This is a genomic window from Nocardioides sp. NPDC006303 (genome assembly GCF_040613175.1).
GTDB lineage: Bacteria > Actinomycetota > Actinomycetes > Propionibacteriales > Nocardioidaceae > Nocardioides.
On sequence record NZ_JBEXRR010000032.1, the window covers coordinates 1 to 14,414 of the forward strand.

Consider the following 14,414-nt stretch of genomic DNA (forward strand, 5'->3'; position numbering starts at 1 on the left):
ACATCGACATGACCGAGTCGATGGGTGGCCCCGAGGCGGGCCGCAAGGCGATCTACGACACCGCGGTCGCCGCGGGGGTCGCCCCGGCGAAGGCGCGCCGACTCGGCGGGGGTGGTCGCTCAGAGGACCGCGCCTCGTGGCGCTACTTCCACCGTGGAGATCCCGCGCGCGTACAACAGCAGCAGCCGGTCGCCGTGGCGACAGCGGATGACGCCGGTGTCGCTCGACAGTACGGCGGCGAGGTGGTCGATCGCCTCGGCCTCGCTCGCCGTCTCTACGTCGTCGTAGATCACGTCCATGCTGTCACCGCCGATGAGCCTTACGCGAAGGACGATGCCGGCCATGGTCACTGGCCGATCTCTCGCGACGTCGACATGATGCCCGCCTCTCGACCGGCACGAGCGGTGTCCGGATGGAGGCCTCAGGTCCGGTCAGTCACCCCAAATCTACGCCGGGCCGCCAAGGTGAGATCAGACCAGCGCGCTCAGAGGGGTGGGCTTGCGGCCACCGACCTGCTCGACGATGTCGGTGACGGTGGCGAGCTTGCCGAGACGGGTCGCGGTGCCGAACGAGGTGAGCAGCGGGGCGATGAAGTCCGGGAGCCCGGCGGAGACCAGACCGGCGGTGTAGGCCTCGTCGTCGACCTGGACGACCTCGACCGGCTTGCCGGACTTCTGGGTGGCGAGCTCGGCCAGGTCGGCCGCGGTGTAGGCGTGCGGGCCGGTGACGTCGTACGCCTTGCCCTCGTGTCCCTCGCCCGTCAGGACCCCGGCGGCGACAGCCGCGCAGTCGGCCCGGGTGACGTAGGCCGCGCCGCCGTCGCCGGTGTTGGTGACCAGCTGTCCGGTCGCGGCGGCCTGGGCGACGGAGTCGACCTGCATGTCGGCGTAGAGGTTGTTGCGGAGCATCGTCCAGGCCAGGCCGCTCTCGCGCAGCGCGTCCTCGGTGGCGGCGTGGTCGGCGACGACGCCGGCGGGGTTGTCCGCGGTCGGCCCGGAGACCGAGGTGTAGGCCATGTGGCGCACGCCCGCCTTGACGGCCGCATCGATCGCGGCGAGGTGGCCCTCGACGCGGGCGCCGACGGCGTCGGTGGAGATCAGCAGTACGCGCTCGACGCCGGCGAAGGCCTCGACCAGCTCGTCGGGCTTGCTGAAGTCGGCGGCACGGACGTCGGCGCCGCGCTCGGCGTAGTCCGCGAGCTTCGCGGGATCGCGGGTGAGGAGCACGATCTCGGCGGGGTCGACGGTGGTGAGGAGCTGGTCGGCGACGAGGCGGCCGAGCTGGCCGGAGGCGCCGGTGATGGCGATGGTCATGGGAGTCCTATCGGTAGTGCCGTAACTGTAATCACGGCGATGACGGTTTCATAAATGTAGTCATACCGATGGCAATAAGGCAAGATGGGGGTATGGCCGCCCCGACGAACACCCGTTTCGCGGTGGCCGTCCATGTCCTGACGTACCTGGCCTCGTGCGCTGCCGCCGGCCGCACGACCCCCGTCAGCTCCGACGAGCTCGCCGGCAGCACCGCGGTCAACCCGGTCCATGTGCGCAAGGTGCTCGGGCCGCTGCGTACGGCCGGTCTGGTTCGGTCCCGTCCCGGCGCCCACGGGGGATGGGAGCTGGCGGTCGACCCGAAGACGGTGAACCTCGCCCAGGTGTGGCAGGTGCTGCAGGGCGACGACCAGGTCCTCGGGATCCATGGCCCCAACCCCGCCTGCGCGGTCGGCGCCAACATCCAGGGTGTCCTCGTCGACCTCGACCGCCGCGTGGCCCGCGCCGTCCTCGACGAGCTCTCGGGGATCACGCTCGACGACGTCATGTCGACGGCCGGTTTCAACGCGGACGACTTCGCGATCCTGCTGCCCTGAGGGCGGCCATGGCGCCACTGGGAGCCGCAGCCGTTAGCCTCTCAACCGTGGAGCTATATGGGGCCGCCGACCGCGAGCGGATCGTCGCCGAGCCGCCCAAGCGGGTGGTCGCGCCGGAGCGTACGCAGTTCGAGCGTGACCGCGCCCGCGTGGTGCATGCCGCCTCGACCCGGAGGCTGGCGGCGAAGACCCAGGTCGTGGGGCCGCAGGCCGACGATTTCGTACGCAACCGGCTGACTCACTCCCTCGAGGTGGCCCAGGTCGCGCGGGACCTGTCGCGCGCCCTGAACGGCCCGGACTCGCCGCAGCCCGACATCGCCGAGACCGCGGCCCTTGCGCACGACCTCGGGCACCCGCCGTTCGGGCACAACGGCGAGAACGTGCTCGCCGAGCAGGCGAAGGGGATCGGTGGGTTCGAGGGCAACGCGCAGACGCTGCGGATCCTGACCCGGCTGGAGGCGAAGACCTTCGACGCCGACGGGCGCTCGGTCGGGCTCAACCTGACCCGGGCGACGCTGGACGCCTGCACGAAGTACCCGTGGGGCTTCGGCGAGCGGAAGGGCTCGAAGTTCGGGGTATACGAGGACGACCTGCCGGTCTTCACCTGGCTGCGCGCGGCGGATGCCAGACAGCGGCAGTGCGTCGAGGCGCAGATCATGGACCTCTCCGACGACGTCGCCTACTCCGTCCATGACGTCGAGGACGGCATCGTCGCCGGCAAGGTCGACCTCGCCCGACTCGACCTCGACGGCGTCGCCGCGACCGTGGCCGACTGGTACGTCCCCGGCTTCGACCGCGCTGTCGCGGTCTCGACCATCGCCGACCTGGATGCCGCCGGCTGCTGGATCCCCGAGGGCGCTGTGTACGACGCATCTCGTCGGTCGCGAGCCATGCTCAAGAACCTGACCTCCGACGTCATCGGCCGGTTCTGCGGGGCGGTGCGGGAGGCGACGTACGCCGCCGGCGGCGGTCCCTACGTCCGCTACGGCGCGGACCTGGTGGTGCCGGAGCAGACCCGCCTGGAGATCGCGCTGCTGAAGGGCATCGCAGCGCACTACGTGATGCGCACCGATGAGCGCGCCGTGAAGATGGACCGCCAGCGCAACCTGCTCGGCGAGCTCCTCGAGCACCTCGTCGCCACCGGGCCGGACGACCTCGACCGGCAGTTCGCCGACGACTGGCACGACGCGGCCGACGACGCCGCCCGGCTCCGCGTCGTGATCGACCAGGTCGCCTCGCTCACCGACATCACCGCGCTGGCCTGGCACGAACGGCTCTGCGCCGCCTGACTCAACTCGCCGAAGCGTCACTTCGGCGAGTTGAGTGGTCACGGAGGTGCCCACCCGACCGACCCAGGCGACCTCTCGGCCCATTGCGGGCATGACATTTAAGCGTTACCTTAAATGACGTGACCGATGCCTGGTACGCCGTCTCCGACTCCACCCGCCGCCAGATCCTGGCCCGGGTGGCCGCCGGGCCAAGCTCGGTGGGCGAGATCACCGATGCCCTGCCGGTGAGCATGGCCGCGGTGTCCCAGCACCTCAAGATCCTGCGCGAGGCCGGGCTGGTGTCGATGACTCCGGCCGGTCGTCGCCGGATCTACCAGGCCCGGGTGGAGGGCCTGGCCGAGCTGCGCGCCGAGCTCGATACCTACTGGACCCAGGCGTTGCATTCGTTCAAGCAGGTGGCTGAGGACAGCTACCGGGCAGCGAAGGAGCAGCAATGAGCACCATCCGCGACAAGACCTCCGTGTACCTGGAGATCACCGTCGACGTCCCGGTCGAGCACGCCTTCAAGGTGTTCACCGAGGACTTCGACCGGATCAAGCCGCGCGAGCACAACATGCTCCCCGTCGAGATCGCCGAGACGGTGCTGGAGCCTCGCGTCGGCGGTCGCGTCTACGACCGCGGTGTCGACGGCAGCACCTGTCAGTGGGCGCGCGTCCTCGCCGTCGAACCGCCCCACCGGCTGGTGATCTCCTGGGACATCACCCCCGACTTCCAGCTCGAGCCGGATCCGTCACGGTGCAGCGAGGTCGAGTTCACCTTCACCGCGGTGGGAGCGGAGCAGACCCACGTACGCCTCGAGCACCGCCACCTCGACCGGCACGGCGCCGGGTGGCAGGGCTGGCGTGACCGGGCCGCCGGATCCGACGCCTGGGGGATCTATCTCGAGCGCTTCCGGGCTCTCGCTCAGGCGTGATCGGGGTGGACCGCACCGCGCTCGCGACGGCCGAACGGAAGGATCTCGCCGACTTCCTCGACACGCTCGAGCCGGAGCACTGGGAGCGGCCCTCGCTGTGCAGCGGGTGGACGGTGCGGGATGTCGTCGCGCACCTGATCAGCTACGAGGAGATCGGGCTGGGCGAGTTCGCGGGGCGTTTCGTGCGGGCCGGGTTCCGGTTCGGCCGGATGAACGCCCGCCGGCTCCGGGAGTTCGGCGAACGGTCTCCAGGCGAGCTGGTCGCCTACCTGCGGGCGCATGCCCGACCGTCCGGACCGACGGCGATGGCCGATGCCAGGATCGGGCTGACCGACGGCCTCATCCATCACCAGGACATCCGCCGGGCGCTCGGGCGGCCGCGCGAGGTGCCGGCCGAGCGGCTCGGGCCGGTGCTCGAATTCGCGCTGATGGCCCCGCCGCTGCCGGCCAGGCGCAACGTACGCGGCCTGCGCCTGGTGGCCACGGACCTCGACTGGTCCCACGGGAGCGGGGAGTCGGTCACCGGGCCGGGCGAGGCGCTGCTGATGGCGGTCTGCGGGCGGGCAGACGCCCTGCCCGAGCTCGCTGGCCCGGGGCTGGCGACGCTCGAGAACAGGGTGCGGCGTACCGGCTGAGCCCGGAGCTAGGGAACGACGATCCAGAGCGCCGAGGCGATCACGAAGACCGAGAGGCCGAGGGTGGTCTCCAGGACCGTCCAAGTCTTCAGGGTGGTGATGACGTCCATCCCGAAGAAGCGGCTGACCAGCCAGAACCCGGAGTCGTTGACGTGGGAGAGGACGGTCGCGCCGGCCGCGATCGCGAAGACGAGCAGGGCGATGTCGAAGTTTCCCAGTCCCGCGGCGGCTACCTGCGCGGAGATGAGGCCGGCGGTGGTGGTCAGTGCGACTGTCGCGGAGCCCTGGGCGACCCGGAGCAGGGTCGCGATCAGGAACGCCTGCACGATGAGCGACATCCCGAGACCGGAGAGCGAGGTGGACAGCGCCTCGCCGATCCCGCTGATGCGCAGCACGCCGCCGAACATCCCGCCGGCGCCGGTGATCAGGATGATCGCGCAGATCGGGCCGAGCGCCTTGTCGACGATGTCGCTCGCCCGGCCGATGGGGAACCGGCCAGGTGCGAGCACGAAGATCGCGACGAGCACGGTGATCAGCAGCGCGATCGGGGTCTGGCCGATGAGGATCAGGGCGCTGGCCCAGGTGGCGTCTTCGCTGACCGTCCCGGCGGCGACCAGCGTGCTGGCGACCGTGTTGAGGCCGATCAGGACGAGGGGCAGCGCCAGGAGGAGCACGACAGTGGCGAACGGCGGGGGAGTGGCGCCGCTCTCCAACACGTCGTCCGTCTCGCCGGTCGCGAAGACGTTGGGCGGCTCCGGGTTGTATCGGGCGCCGAGCCTGGTGCCGACGAGGTAGGCGCCGGGGATCCAGGCCAGGACGGCGACCGGCACGCCGATCAGGAGGGTGAGGCCGATGTCGCCACCGAGCTCCGTGGCGGCTGCGACCGGGCCCGGGTGGGGCGGCACGACCGCGTGCATCGCCGCGAAGGCACCGGCGGTGGGCAGGGCGTAGACGAGGATCGAGCCGCCGAAGCGCCGCGCGACCGCGAAGATGATCGGCAGGAAGACGACCAGGCCGGCGTCGAAGAAGATCGGGAAACCGAAGATCAACGCAGCGACGCCGAGCGCGAGCGGAGCCCGTTTCTCGCCGAAGGCGCCGATGAGCGTGTCGGCGAGCACCTGCGCGCCGCCGGTCACCTCCAGCAGCCGTCCGAGCATCACCCCGAACGCCACCAGCAGTGCCACCGAGCCGAGCGTGGCGCTGAAGCCCGCCAGCATCGCCGCGGGCACGTCGGCGACCGGGATGCCGGCCACGACCGCGGTGACCGCGCTGACCAGTACCAGTGAGATGAAGGCGTGCAGCTTGACCTTGACGATCAGGACGAGGAGCACGGCGACGGCGACGGCGGCGATCAGGAGCATCACCCAGGTCGGGTGAGCGGGGGCCAGCGGATCCATGGCGGTCACCCTAGCGACGGGATGTGATTCAAGTCACCCCTACCGGGGTATGGGAGAGTCTCCCGGTGTGAGCGATCCCCTCGTCTGGCTGCCCTTCGACCCATCCGAGCTGGGCAAGGTGCCCGCAGGCCTCCGCTTCGAGCTCTTCGACCACACCCGCTTCACCGGTGGCGAGGTGGAGGTGCCGGACTCGGTCGGTGAGGTGGCCTTCTACCTGCCGCCCTACATGCTCGGCTCGCGCATCTTCGACGTCGTCAGCCAGATGACCTCGCTCCAGGTCGTACAGCTGCTCACCGCGGGGGTCGACGCCGCCCGCGGCCACATCCCGGAGGGCGTGACGCTCTGCAACGGCCGCGGCATCCATGACACCTCGACCGCCGAGCTCGCCGTCACGCTGGTCCTGTCGTCGCTGCGGGGCATCCCCGGCCACGTACGCCACCAGGACGAGCACGCCTGGCGGCCCGGCTGGTTCCCGTCGCTGGCCGACAAGAGGGTCCTGATCGTCGGGTACGGCGCGATCGGCCGGGCCATCGAGGCGCGGCTGCTTCCGTTCGAGACCGAGGTGGTCGGGGTCGCGCGGACCGCACGGGAGGGTGTGCACGGCTTCGACGAGCTCGACACGCTCGTGCCCGAGGCCGACGTGATCGTGCTGGCCACGCCACTCACCGACGAGACCCGCGGCCTCGTCGACCGGAAGTTCCTCGGGCAGATGAAGGACGGTGCGCTGCTGGTGAATGTCGCGCGTGGCGGTGTCGTCGTCACCTCCGACCTGGTCGCCGAGCTCGCCACGAAGCGGATCCATGCGGCGATCGACGTCGCCGAGGCCGAGCCGCTCCCGGCGGAGAGCCCGCTGTGGAGCTCGCCCAACCTGCTCATCACCCCGCACGTCGGCGGGGCGTCGAGCGCGATGTGGCCCCGCGCCTACCGGGTCGTACGCGAGCAGCTCGAGCGGTTCGCCGCCGGCGAGCCGCTCGCCAACGTGATGTCGGGCGCCTACTGATGCTGCGGATCGCGGTCGTCCAGGAGACGGCGGTGCCGGGCGACGTGGTGGCCAACGTCGCGACGGCCGCGGACCGGGTCCGCGAGGCGGCGGCGAAGGGCGCCCGGTTGGTCGCGCTGCCGGAGACGTTCACGACCTCCTGGGACCTCGACGCCTTCGACGGCCCGCTGCCAACGCTAGACGACACCGCCTGGCTCGTCCCCGCGCAGGCCGCGGTGGACGAGACCGGGACGGTGCTCGTGCTCAACTCGCCCCTCGCCCAGGCCGGGCGGCGGGCGATCACCAGCCTGGTCATCGCGCCGGGGGAGGAGCCGGTCGCGGCGTACGACAAACAGCACCTCTACCCGCCAGAGGTCGAGCGTTTCGAGCCGGGCGAGCACGGCACGACGATCGAGATCGACGGCCTCCGGGTGGCCCTGTCGGTCTGCTACGACGCCAACTTCCCCGAGCACGCGGCCGCCGCGGCCGCCGACGGCGCGATCCTCTACCTCAACACCGGTGCCTACTTCCCAGGCGGAGGCCACCGGCGCGACCTGCACTACGCCGCCCGGGCGCTGGACAACTCGATGTACGTCGCCTTCGCCGGTCTCGTCGGCGGGCCGCTGGGCCTCATCGGCGGCTCGGCGGTCTACGACCCGCTCGGCCGGCCGGTCGAGCGGCTCGACGACGCCACTCCTGGGATGGTCCTTGCCACGATCGACCCGGCCGAGGTCGCCCGCGTCCGGGACGAGCAGCGGATGTGGGCCGACCACCGGGCCGACCTCGGCCCGCGGCGTACGCTCCGCCTCTAGCCGCCTCGTCAGCGGGCGGGCTCCTCGGCGACGAGCCTGCCGAAGGCGATCATCCGGTTGTCGGTGTGGAAGAGCTCGGAGCAGGTGGTGAGGGTGATCAGGCGCTGGCCCTCGACCTGCTCGGGCTCCACCCCGCCACGGTCGGGGTTGTCGGGAAGCGGGTCGGTGACCCAGACGGAGGTGAACGGCACGATCAGGTCGTCGCCGTTGCTGGTGAGGGCATAGACGTACGTCTTCTCCCTGGTCAGCACGCGGATCTCGTCGCCTTCGCGGAGCTTCGGGAGGTCGCGCAGCGGCTCGCCGTGGGTGATCCGGTGGCCGGCGAGCGCGAAGTTGCCGACCTCGCCGGGCCCGGCAGTGCCGGAGAAGTGGCCGAAACCGGCGCCCAGAGCCCGGTCCGAGGTGCCTTCGAGGACCGGGATCCGGTAGTCCCCGCCGAAGCGGGGGATCTCGATGAGGGCCTCGGCCGAACCGAACTCGGTCGTGGCCTCGGCCCTGCCCGAGTCCCACGCCTTCTCGATCGTCGAGGTCGCTTCCTGCTGGCGTTGCTTGCTGACGATCGTGGTGCCGTAGAGCTCCCAGGCGGCGTAGCCGAGGAGCCCCACACCGGCCAGGACCATCACGAGGCCGAGCCAGAATGTCGCCCGGCGGGCCCGCGTTCGGGCCGGCGGTCGGGCCGGTGTGGTGGTGGACATCAGGTCAAGCATCTCAGGCCGATCCACAGCCCCGTAGGATCAGACGTTGTGGCGGGCCGCATCAAGGAGACGAGCATCCAAGAGGTGCGCGAGAAGGCACGCCTGGACGACATCGTCTCCCAGTACGTCACGCTGCGCCGCGCTGGCCCGGGCACCTACAAAGGCCTGTGCCCGTTCCACGACGAGAAGTCGCCGTCGTTCAACGTGAACCCGTCGCGGGGCTTCTTCAAGTGCTTCGGTTGCCAAGAGGGCGGCGACGTCATCGACTTCGTCATGAAGCTCGAGGGACTGAGCTTCTTCGAGGCGGTCGAGCGGCTCGGCGACAAGGTCGGCGTACAGGTCCAGCGCGAGGAGGGCGACGAGGCGCCGGTCCGGCGCGGGCCCGGTCGCGGCAAGCTGGTCGAGGCCCACAAGGTCGCCGCCGAGTACTACGCCGAGCAGCTGCTCACTCCGGACGCCGTCGTCGCGCGGCAGTTCCTCGCCGAGAAGGGCTTCGACCGCGACGCGGCGCTGCACTTCGGGGTCGGGTTCTCGCCGCGTGGGGGAGAGGACCTCTACCGCCACCTGCGCGCGCGCGGGTTCTCGGACGAGGAGGTCGTCACCGCCGGTCTGGTGGGGCACGGGCGCTCGCACTACGACCGGTTCCGTGGGCGGCTGATGTGGCCGATCCGGGAGTCGGGCGGCGATGTCATCGGCTTCGGCGCGCGCCGGCTCTTCGACGACGACCGCATCGAGGCGAAATACCTCAACACCTCCGAGACGCCGATCTACAAGAAGTCGCACGTCCTCTACGGCATCGACCTGGCCCGCAAGGAGATGGCCCGCACCCGCGAGGCGGTCATCGTGGAGGGCTACACCGACGTGATGGCCTGCCACCTCGCCGGGATCACCACCGCCGTGGCGACCTGCGGCACCGCGTTCGGCGACGACCACGCGAAGGTGCTGCGCCGGTTCATCTCCGACGACCAGCAGCTGCGCGGCGCGGTCGTCTTCACCTTCGACGGCGACGCCGCTGGCCAGGCCGCGGCGCTGAAGGCGTTCAAGGGCGACGGCAACTTCACCTCGCAGACCTACGTCGCCGTCGAGCCCGACGGCCTCGACCCCAACGACCTGCGGATCAAGAAGGGCGACGAGGCGGTCCGCGAGCTGCTCGCCAACCGCGTCCCGCTCTACGAGTTCGTGCTGCGCAACGTCGCTTCCAAATACGATCTGGACCGCGCCGACGGGCGGGTCGATGCCCTCCGCGAGGCGGCCCCGCTGGTCGCCTCCGTGCGGGATGAGTCCAAGAAGATGGGCTTCACCCGCGACCTGGCTCGCTTCCTCGGCGTCGATCCCGACGAGGCCGCCAGAGAGGTACGCCGCGCCGCCGGCCGTCCCGCGCCCTCGGCTGCTCCGCCACGACGCGAGGCCGTCTCCGCGTCCGAGGCTCCCGCCGCGCCGCAGCGCCCGCCCATGCCGCATCCGCGCGAGCCGCGCTTCACGGTCGAGCGCGAGACCCTCAAGCTCTTCGTGCAGCACCCCGTCGCCCTGGGACGCACCACCGGCGAGATCACTCCCGAGGCCTTCACCCACCCCCTCTACCGGGCGCTGTGGGAGATCATCGCCGGCCTCGGCGGCCCCGGCGCCGGCACCGGCGACGCCGGCTGGGCCCAGAAGCTCGGTGCCGCCGCCTCGGACCCGCTCGTCAGCCGCATCCTCGCCGAGCTCGCCGTGGAGCCGATCCCGTCGGCGAAGGAGCCGGATACTGCGTACGTCCTGCAGTACGTCGTACGCCTCCTCGAGCTCCTCGACCAGCGCCGCATCGCCGAGGTGAAGAGCCGTCTGCAGCGCTCCGACGCGGCCGCCGACCCCGAGTCCTACAACCGTCTTTTCGCCCAGCTGGCCGCCCTCGAACAGCACCGTCGCGGCCTCCGCAACCTGGTCGCCGAGTGACGGCCTGCCGATTTCCGATCGCCGCCGCCGGGTTGCTAAGGTTTCACCCGCGCCGCAAGGTGCAATTCCCCTGTAGCTCAATTGGCAGAGCATTCGGCTGTTAACCGGAGGGTTGTTGGTTCGAGTCCAACCGGGGGAGCCATTAAAGGGCCTCTGACCAGGCAAAACGAACTGGTCAGAGGCTTTCTTCATTTCGACGGTGGGTTGTATCTCCCGCCTTTCACCCGGCATTGGTGTTCGCTGCGGATGCGTGAAGCCCGATCTCAGCCAGTCGCGGAGGGTTCCCACGACCCTGGCTGATGCCTGGCTCAGTGGCTCTCGCCCAACTGTTCAGGCCGATGGTCCAGGGCGCGAGGCCCTTGACGGCGATCTGAGAGCCGTTCTACGATCATTCTGATATATGAGTTGTGTATCATTACCGGCAACCAGGAGCCCAGCATGACCATCAGCCCGCCAAGCTCGACCGCCGTTGCGTCCGTGGCGACCGCCCCCACAGCTACGGCCAACGTGCTCACGCTCTCCTGTCAGGAGCGCCCGGGGATCATGCAGGCGGTCACGAGCTTCCTGTACGACCGCGGGTTCGACATCCTCGAGCACCAGCAGCACGACGACCGGGTGGGGGAGCTGTTCTTCCTTCGGACCGCGTTCGCGTCCGTCGACGGGGCCGACGTCGACGAGCTCACCGCTGCGTTCGGGCCGATCGCGGACCGGTTCGGCATGTCGTACGCGTTCCACGACGAGCGCAAGCCGCGACTGCTGGTGATGGTCTCCAAGTTCGGCCACTGTCTCAACGACCTCATCTTCCGGTGGCGGGGCGGGACGCTGGGGGCCGAGATCGCTGTCGTCGCCTCCAACCACGATGATCTTCGGCCCATGGCGGAGGCGGCCGGGCTGGAGTTCATCCACATCCCGGTCACGCCCGAGACCAAGCCGCAGGCTGAGCAGCGCATGCTCGACCTGGTCGAGGAGTACGACGTCGACCTGGTCGTGCTCGCCCGCTACATGCAGATCCTCTCGGATGGCCTCTGCCGCCAGCTCGAGGGCCGCGCGATCAACATCCATCACTCGTTCCTGCCCGGCTTCAAGGGGGCCAAGCCCTATCACCAGGCGCACGAACGTGGCGTGAAGCTCGTCGGTGCCACCGCTCACTACGTCACCGCTGATCTCGATGAGGGGCCCATCATCGAGCAGGAGGTCAACCGGGTCGACCACACCTACACACCGCAGGCTCTGGCCACCGTCGGCCAGGACGCCGAGTGCCTCGCGCTCTCGCGCGCCGTCCGCTGGCACTGCGAGCACCGCGTCTTCATGCACGGCTCCAGCACCGTCGTGTTCCGCTGACCACCAACCCAGAACCTCAGGAGTTGCTCATGCCGTCCTCCGACAGCACCGTCTCGCCCCGCACAGTCATCATCGGCGCCGGCATCGTCGGCACGAACCTCGCGGACGAACTCGTGTCACGCGGGTGGTCCGACATCACGGTCATCGAACAGGGCCCACTCAGCCTGCCTGGTGGCTCGACCTCCCATGCACCCGGTCTCGTCTTCCAGATCAACCCGTCGAAGACGATGACCCTGTTCGCCAAGTACACCGTGGAGAAGTTCCTGTCCCTCGAGAAGGACGGGGTGAGCTGCTTCAACCAGGTCGGTGGGCTCGAGGTCGCGACCACCGAGGCCCGCGTCGCTGAGCTCTACCGCAAGCTCGGCTACGCGAAGTCCTGGGGGATCGACGCCCGGGTGATCGGCCCCGCCGAGTGCAAGGACCTCTACCCGCACCTCGACGAGTCGCAGGTCCTCGCGGCGCTGCACATCCCCACCGACGGTCTCGCCCGGGCGGCACGTGCCGTCGACATCCTGATCGAGCGTACGCAGGCTGCCGGCGTCACCTACCTCGAGCACACCGCTGTGACCGGAGTGCTCCAGGAGGGTGGCCGCGTCACCGGCGTCGAGACCACCGGTGGCGTCGTCGAGGCAGACATCGTCGTCTCGTGTGCCGGGTTCTGGGGCGTCGAGGTCGGCGCGATGGCGAACACCAAGGTGCCGCTCCTCCCGCTCGCCCACCAGTTCATCAAGACCACTCCCGTCCCGGTCCTGCGTGGCAAGCACAAGGCTGCTGACGGCGCGACCCTGCCGATCCTGCGACACCAGGACCAAGACCTCTACTTCCGGGAGTGGGGCGATGTCTACGGGATCGGCTCGTACGCCCACAAGCCGATGCCGTACGTCGCCTCCGATCTCGGTCCGACCCCGGAGCACGTCGACCACGACAACATGCCTTCTCGGCTGGACTTCACGCCCGAGGACTTCGAGGGCCCGTGGGACGAGTGCCGCAAGCTGCTCCCGTGCCTCCAGGAGGCGGAGATCGCGGAGTCGTCGTTCAACGGCATCTTCTCGTTCACCCCGGACGGCGGCTCGCTCGTCGGTGAGTCCCGCGACGTCGACGGCTTCTGGGTGGCCGAGGCGGTCTGGGTCACCCACTCCGCCGGCGTCGCCCGGGCGGTGGCCGAGGTGCTGACCACCGGACGGTCGCAGTACGACCTCGCCGACCTCGAGCTCAACCGCTTCGAGGAGACCCAGCTGGCTCCGGCGTACGTCAGCGAGACCTCGCAGCAGAACTTCGTCGAGATCTACGACATCCTCCACCCGCTGCAGCCCAAGGAGTCGCCCCGCGACATCCGGGTGAGCCCGTTCCACGCGCGCCAGGTCGAGCTCGGCGCCTTCTTCCTCGAGGCCGGGACCTGGGAGCGGCCGCACTGGTACGAGGCCAACGCAGCCCTGCTGGACGAGCTGCCCGAGGAGTGGAAGTCGCCGACGCGCGACGACTGGTCGGCCCGCTACCACTCGCCGATCGCGGCCGTCGAGGCGTGGAAGACCCGCACCGCGGTCGCCATGTACGACATGACGCCGCTGCGGCGCCTCGAGGTCTCCGGACCCGGCGCCGAGACCCTGCTGCAGCGGCTCACCACCGGTGACGTCAGCAAGAAGCCCGGTGCGGTGACGTACACCCTGTTCCTCGATGAGCAGGGCGGGATCAAGAGCGACATCACCGTCGCCCGACTCGAGGACGAGCTCTACCAGGTCGGTGCCAACGGCACCGTCGACCTGGCGTACCTCCGCCGGGAGGCCCGCAAGCTGCGGGCCGAGGACCCCGCCCTCACCACCCAGATCCGCGACACCACCGGCGGCACCTGCTGCATCGGCCTGTGGGGACCGCTGGCCAGGGATCTGATCGCCAAGGTCAGCGCCGACGACTTCACCAACGACGGTCTGAAGTACTTCCGCGGCAAGCGGGCCACCATCGGCGGGATCCCCGTCACCGCCCTGCGGCTGTCCTACGTCGGCGAGCTCGGCTGGGAGATCTACGCCTCCGCCGAGAACGGCCAGAAGCTGTGGGACGTGCTGTGGAACGCGGGCCAGGAGCACGGTGTCGTCGCCGCCGGCCGGGCCGCGTTCGGCGCGCTCAGGCTGGAGAAGGGCTACCGGTCCTGGGGCGCCGACATGACCACCGAGCATGACCCGTACGAGGCAGGCGTCGGGTTCGCGGTGAAGCGCGCCAAGGAGGACTTCGTCGGCAAGGCCGCGCTCGAGGGTCGCTCGGTGGAGACCTCGGCTCGACGGCTGCGCTGCCTCACCATCGACGACGGAAAGTCCATGGTGCTCGGCAAGGAGCCCGTGCTGTCGGGCGAGACCGCGGTCGGGTACGTCACGAGCGCGGCGTACGGGTTCACGATCGGCAAGCCGATCGCCTATGCCTACCTGCCGGCGGAGATCGGAGAGGGCGACCAGGTCGAGATCGAGTACTTCGGCCAGCGGATCCCCGCGACGGTCACCCCTGAGCCGCTCTTCGACCCGGAGATGAGTCGCTTGCGCGGCTGACCTACTGGTCGAGATCGGGC

At 70.0% G+C, this 14,414-nt stretch carries 14 protein-coding genes and 1 tRNA gene; 11 read left to right on the forward strand and 4 right to left on the reverse strand.

Annotation, left to right across the window (positions count from 1 at the left end):
- Positions 1 to 119 precede the first annotated feature (119 nt).
- Both ABZY89_RS21225 and ABZY89_RS21230 read right to left on the reverse strand, forming a co-directional pair.
- Positions 120 to 299 (reverse strand): hypothetical protein, encoded by a 180-nt coding sequence (locus tag ABZY89_RS21225; RefSeq protein ID WP_350664644.1) that lies wholly within the window; start codon positions 297 to 299, stop codon positions 120 to 122.
- Positions 300 to 470: 171 nt separating this feature from the next.
- The gene (locus tag ABZY89_RS21230; protein WP_355230371.1) at positions 471 to 1,313 is read right to left on the reverse strand and encodes an SDR family oxidoreductase; all 843 of its coding nucleotides are present in this window, start codon (positions 1,311 to 1,313) and stop codon (positions 471 to 473) included.
- Positions 1,314 to 1,405: 92 nt separating this feature from the next.
- Here ABZY89_RS21230 and ABZY89_RS21235 point away from each other — a divergent pair, with 92 nt between their 5' ends.
- The 5 genes from ABZY89_RS21235 to ABZY89_RS21255 all read left to right on the forward strand — a co-directional run bounded on the left by ABZY89_RS21235 (position 1,406) and on the right by ABZY89_RS21255 (position 4,704).
- A complete protein-coding gene (locus tag ABZY89_RS21235; protein WP_355230373.1) occupies positions 1,406 to 1,867 on the forward strand; it encodes an Rrf2 family transcriptional regulator in 462 nt (153 codons plus the stop codon).
- Between the two features lie 47 nt (positions 1,868 to 1,914).
- On the forward strand, positions 1,915 to 3,156 hold the full coding sequence (locus ABZY89_RS21240; protein ID WP_355230375.1) for a deoxyguanosinetriphosphate triphosphohydrolase: 1,242 nt from the start codon (positions 1,915 to 1,917) through the stop codon (positions 3,154 to 3,156).
- A 119-nt stretch (positions 3,157 to 3,275) separates the two neighbouring features.
- Positions 3,276 to 3,593 carry a metalloregulator ArsR/SmtB family transcription factor gene (locus ABZY89_RS21245; protein ID WP_355230377.1) on the forward strand — a complete coding sequence of 106 codons (318 nt, stop codon included), beginning with the start codon at positions 3,276 to 3,278 and terminating at the stop codon, positions 3,591 to 3,593.
- Positions 3,590 to 4,069 (forward strand): SRPBCC family protein, encoded by a 480-nt coding sequence (locus tag ABZY89_RS21250; RefSeq protein WP_355230379.1) that lies wholly within the window; start codon positions 3,590 to 3,592, stop codon positions 4,067 to 4,069. The genes ABZY89_RS21245 and ABZY89_RS21250 overlap by 4 nt, the downstream gene beginning before the upstream one ends.
- A gap of 5 nt (positions 4,070 to 4,074) precedes the next feature.
- Entirely contained in the window at positions 4,075 to 4,704 is a 630-nt protein-coding gene (locus ABZY89_RS21255; protein ID WP_355230381.1) for a maleylpyruvate isomerase family mycothiol-dependent enzyme, read from the forward strand.
- An 8-nt stretch (positions 4,705 to 4,712) separates the two neighbouring features.
- Here the strand turns inward: ABZY89_RS21255 and ABZY89_RS21260 are convergent, their stop codons facing one another.
- Entirely contained in the window at positions 4,713 to 6,101 is a 1,389-nt protein-coding gene (locus ABZY89_RS21260) for a GntP family permease (protein ID WP_355230383.1), read from the reverse strand.
- A gap of 67 nt (positions 6,102 to 6,168) precedes the next feature.
- On the opposite strand from ABZY89_RS21260, the gene ABZY89_RS21265 reads away from it, so the two are divergent.
- Together ABZY89_RS21265 and ABZY89_RS21270 are read left to right on the forward strand one after the other, a co-directional pair.
- The gene (locus ABZY89_RS21265; RefSeq protein ID WP_355230385.1) at positions 6,169 to 7,101 is read left to right on the forward strand and encodes a 2-hydroxyacid dehydrogenase; all 933 of its coding nucleotides are present in this window, start codon (positions 6,169 to 6,171) and stop codon (positions 7,099 to 7,101) included.
- The gene (locus tag ABZY89_RS21270; protein WP_355230387.1) at positions 7,101 to 7,892 is read left to right on the forward strand and encodes a carbon-nitrogen hydrolase family protein; all 792 of its coding nucleotides are present in this window, start codon (positions 7,101 to 7,103) and stop codon (positions 7,890 to 7,892) included. Before ABZY89_RS21265 ends, ABZY89_RS21270 begins: the two co-directional genes overlap by 1 nt.
- An 8-nt stretch (positions 7,893 to 7,900) precedes the next feature.
- Here ABZY89_RS21270 and ABZY89_RS21275 read toward each other — a convergent pair whose 3' ends face one another.
- Entirely contained in the window at positions 7,901 to 8,587 is a 687-nt protein-coding gene (locus ABZY89_RS21275) for a class E sortase (protein ID WP_355230388.1), read from the reverse strand.
- Between the two features lie 48 nt (positions 8,588 to 8,635).
- On the opposite strand from ABZY89_RS21275, the gene dnaG reads away from it, so the two are divergent.
- The 4 genes from dnaG (at position 8,636) to ABZY89_RS21295 (ending at position 14,394) form a co-directional block, all read left to right on the forward strand.
- Positions 8,636 to 10,519: a DNA primase gene (gene dnaG, locus ABZY89_RS21280; protein ID WP_355230390.1), complete on the forward strand. Its 1,884-nt coding sequence runs from the start codon at positions 8,636 to 8,638 to the stop codon at positions 10,517 to 10,519.
- Positions 10,520 to 10,585: 66 nt separating this feature from the next.
- Positions 10,586 to 10,661, forward strand: a tRNA-Asn gene (locus ABZY89_RS21285).
- Between the two features lie 296 nt (positions 10,662 to 10,957).
- Positions 10,958 to 11,860: a formyltetrahydrofolate deformylase gene (gene purU, locus ABZY89_RS21290; protein WP_355230392.1), complete on the forward strand. Its 903-nt coding sequence runs from the start codon at positions 10,958 to 10,960 to the stop codon at positions 11,858 to 11,860.
- A gap of 29 nt (positions 11,861 to 11,889) precedes the next feature.
- On the forward strand, positions 11,890 to 14,394 hold the full coding sequence (locus tag ABZY89_RS21295) for an FAD-dependent oxidoreductase (protein ID WP_355230394.1): 2,505 nt from the start codon (positions 11,890 to 11,892) through the stop codon (positions 14,392 to 14,394).
- The last annotated feature ends 20 nt before the right edge of the window (positions 14,395 to 14,414 follow it).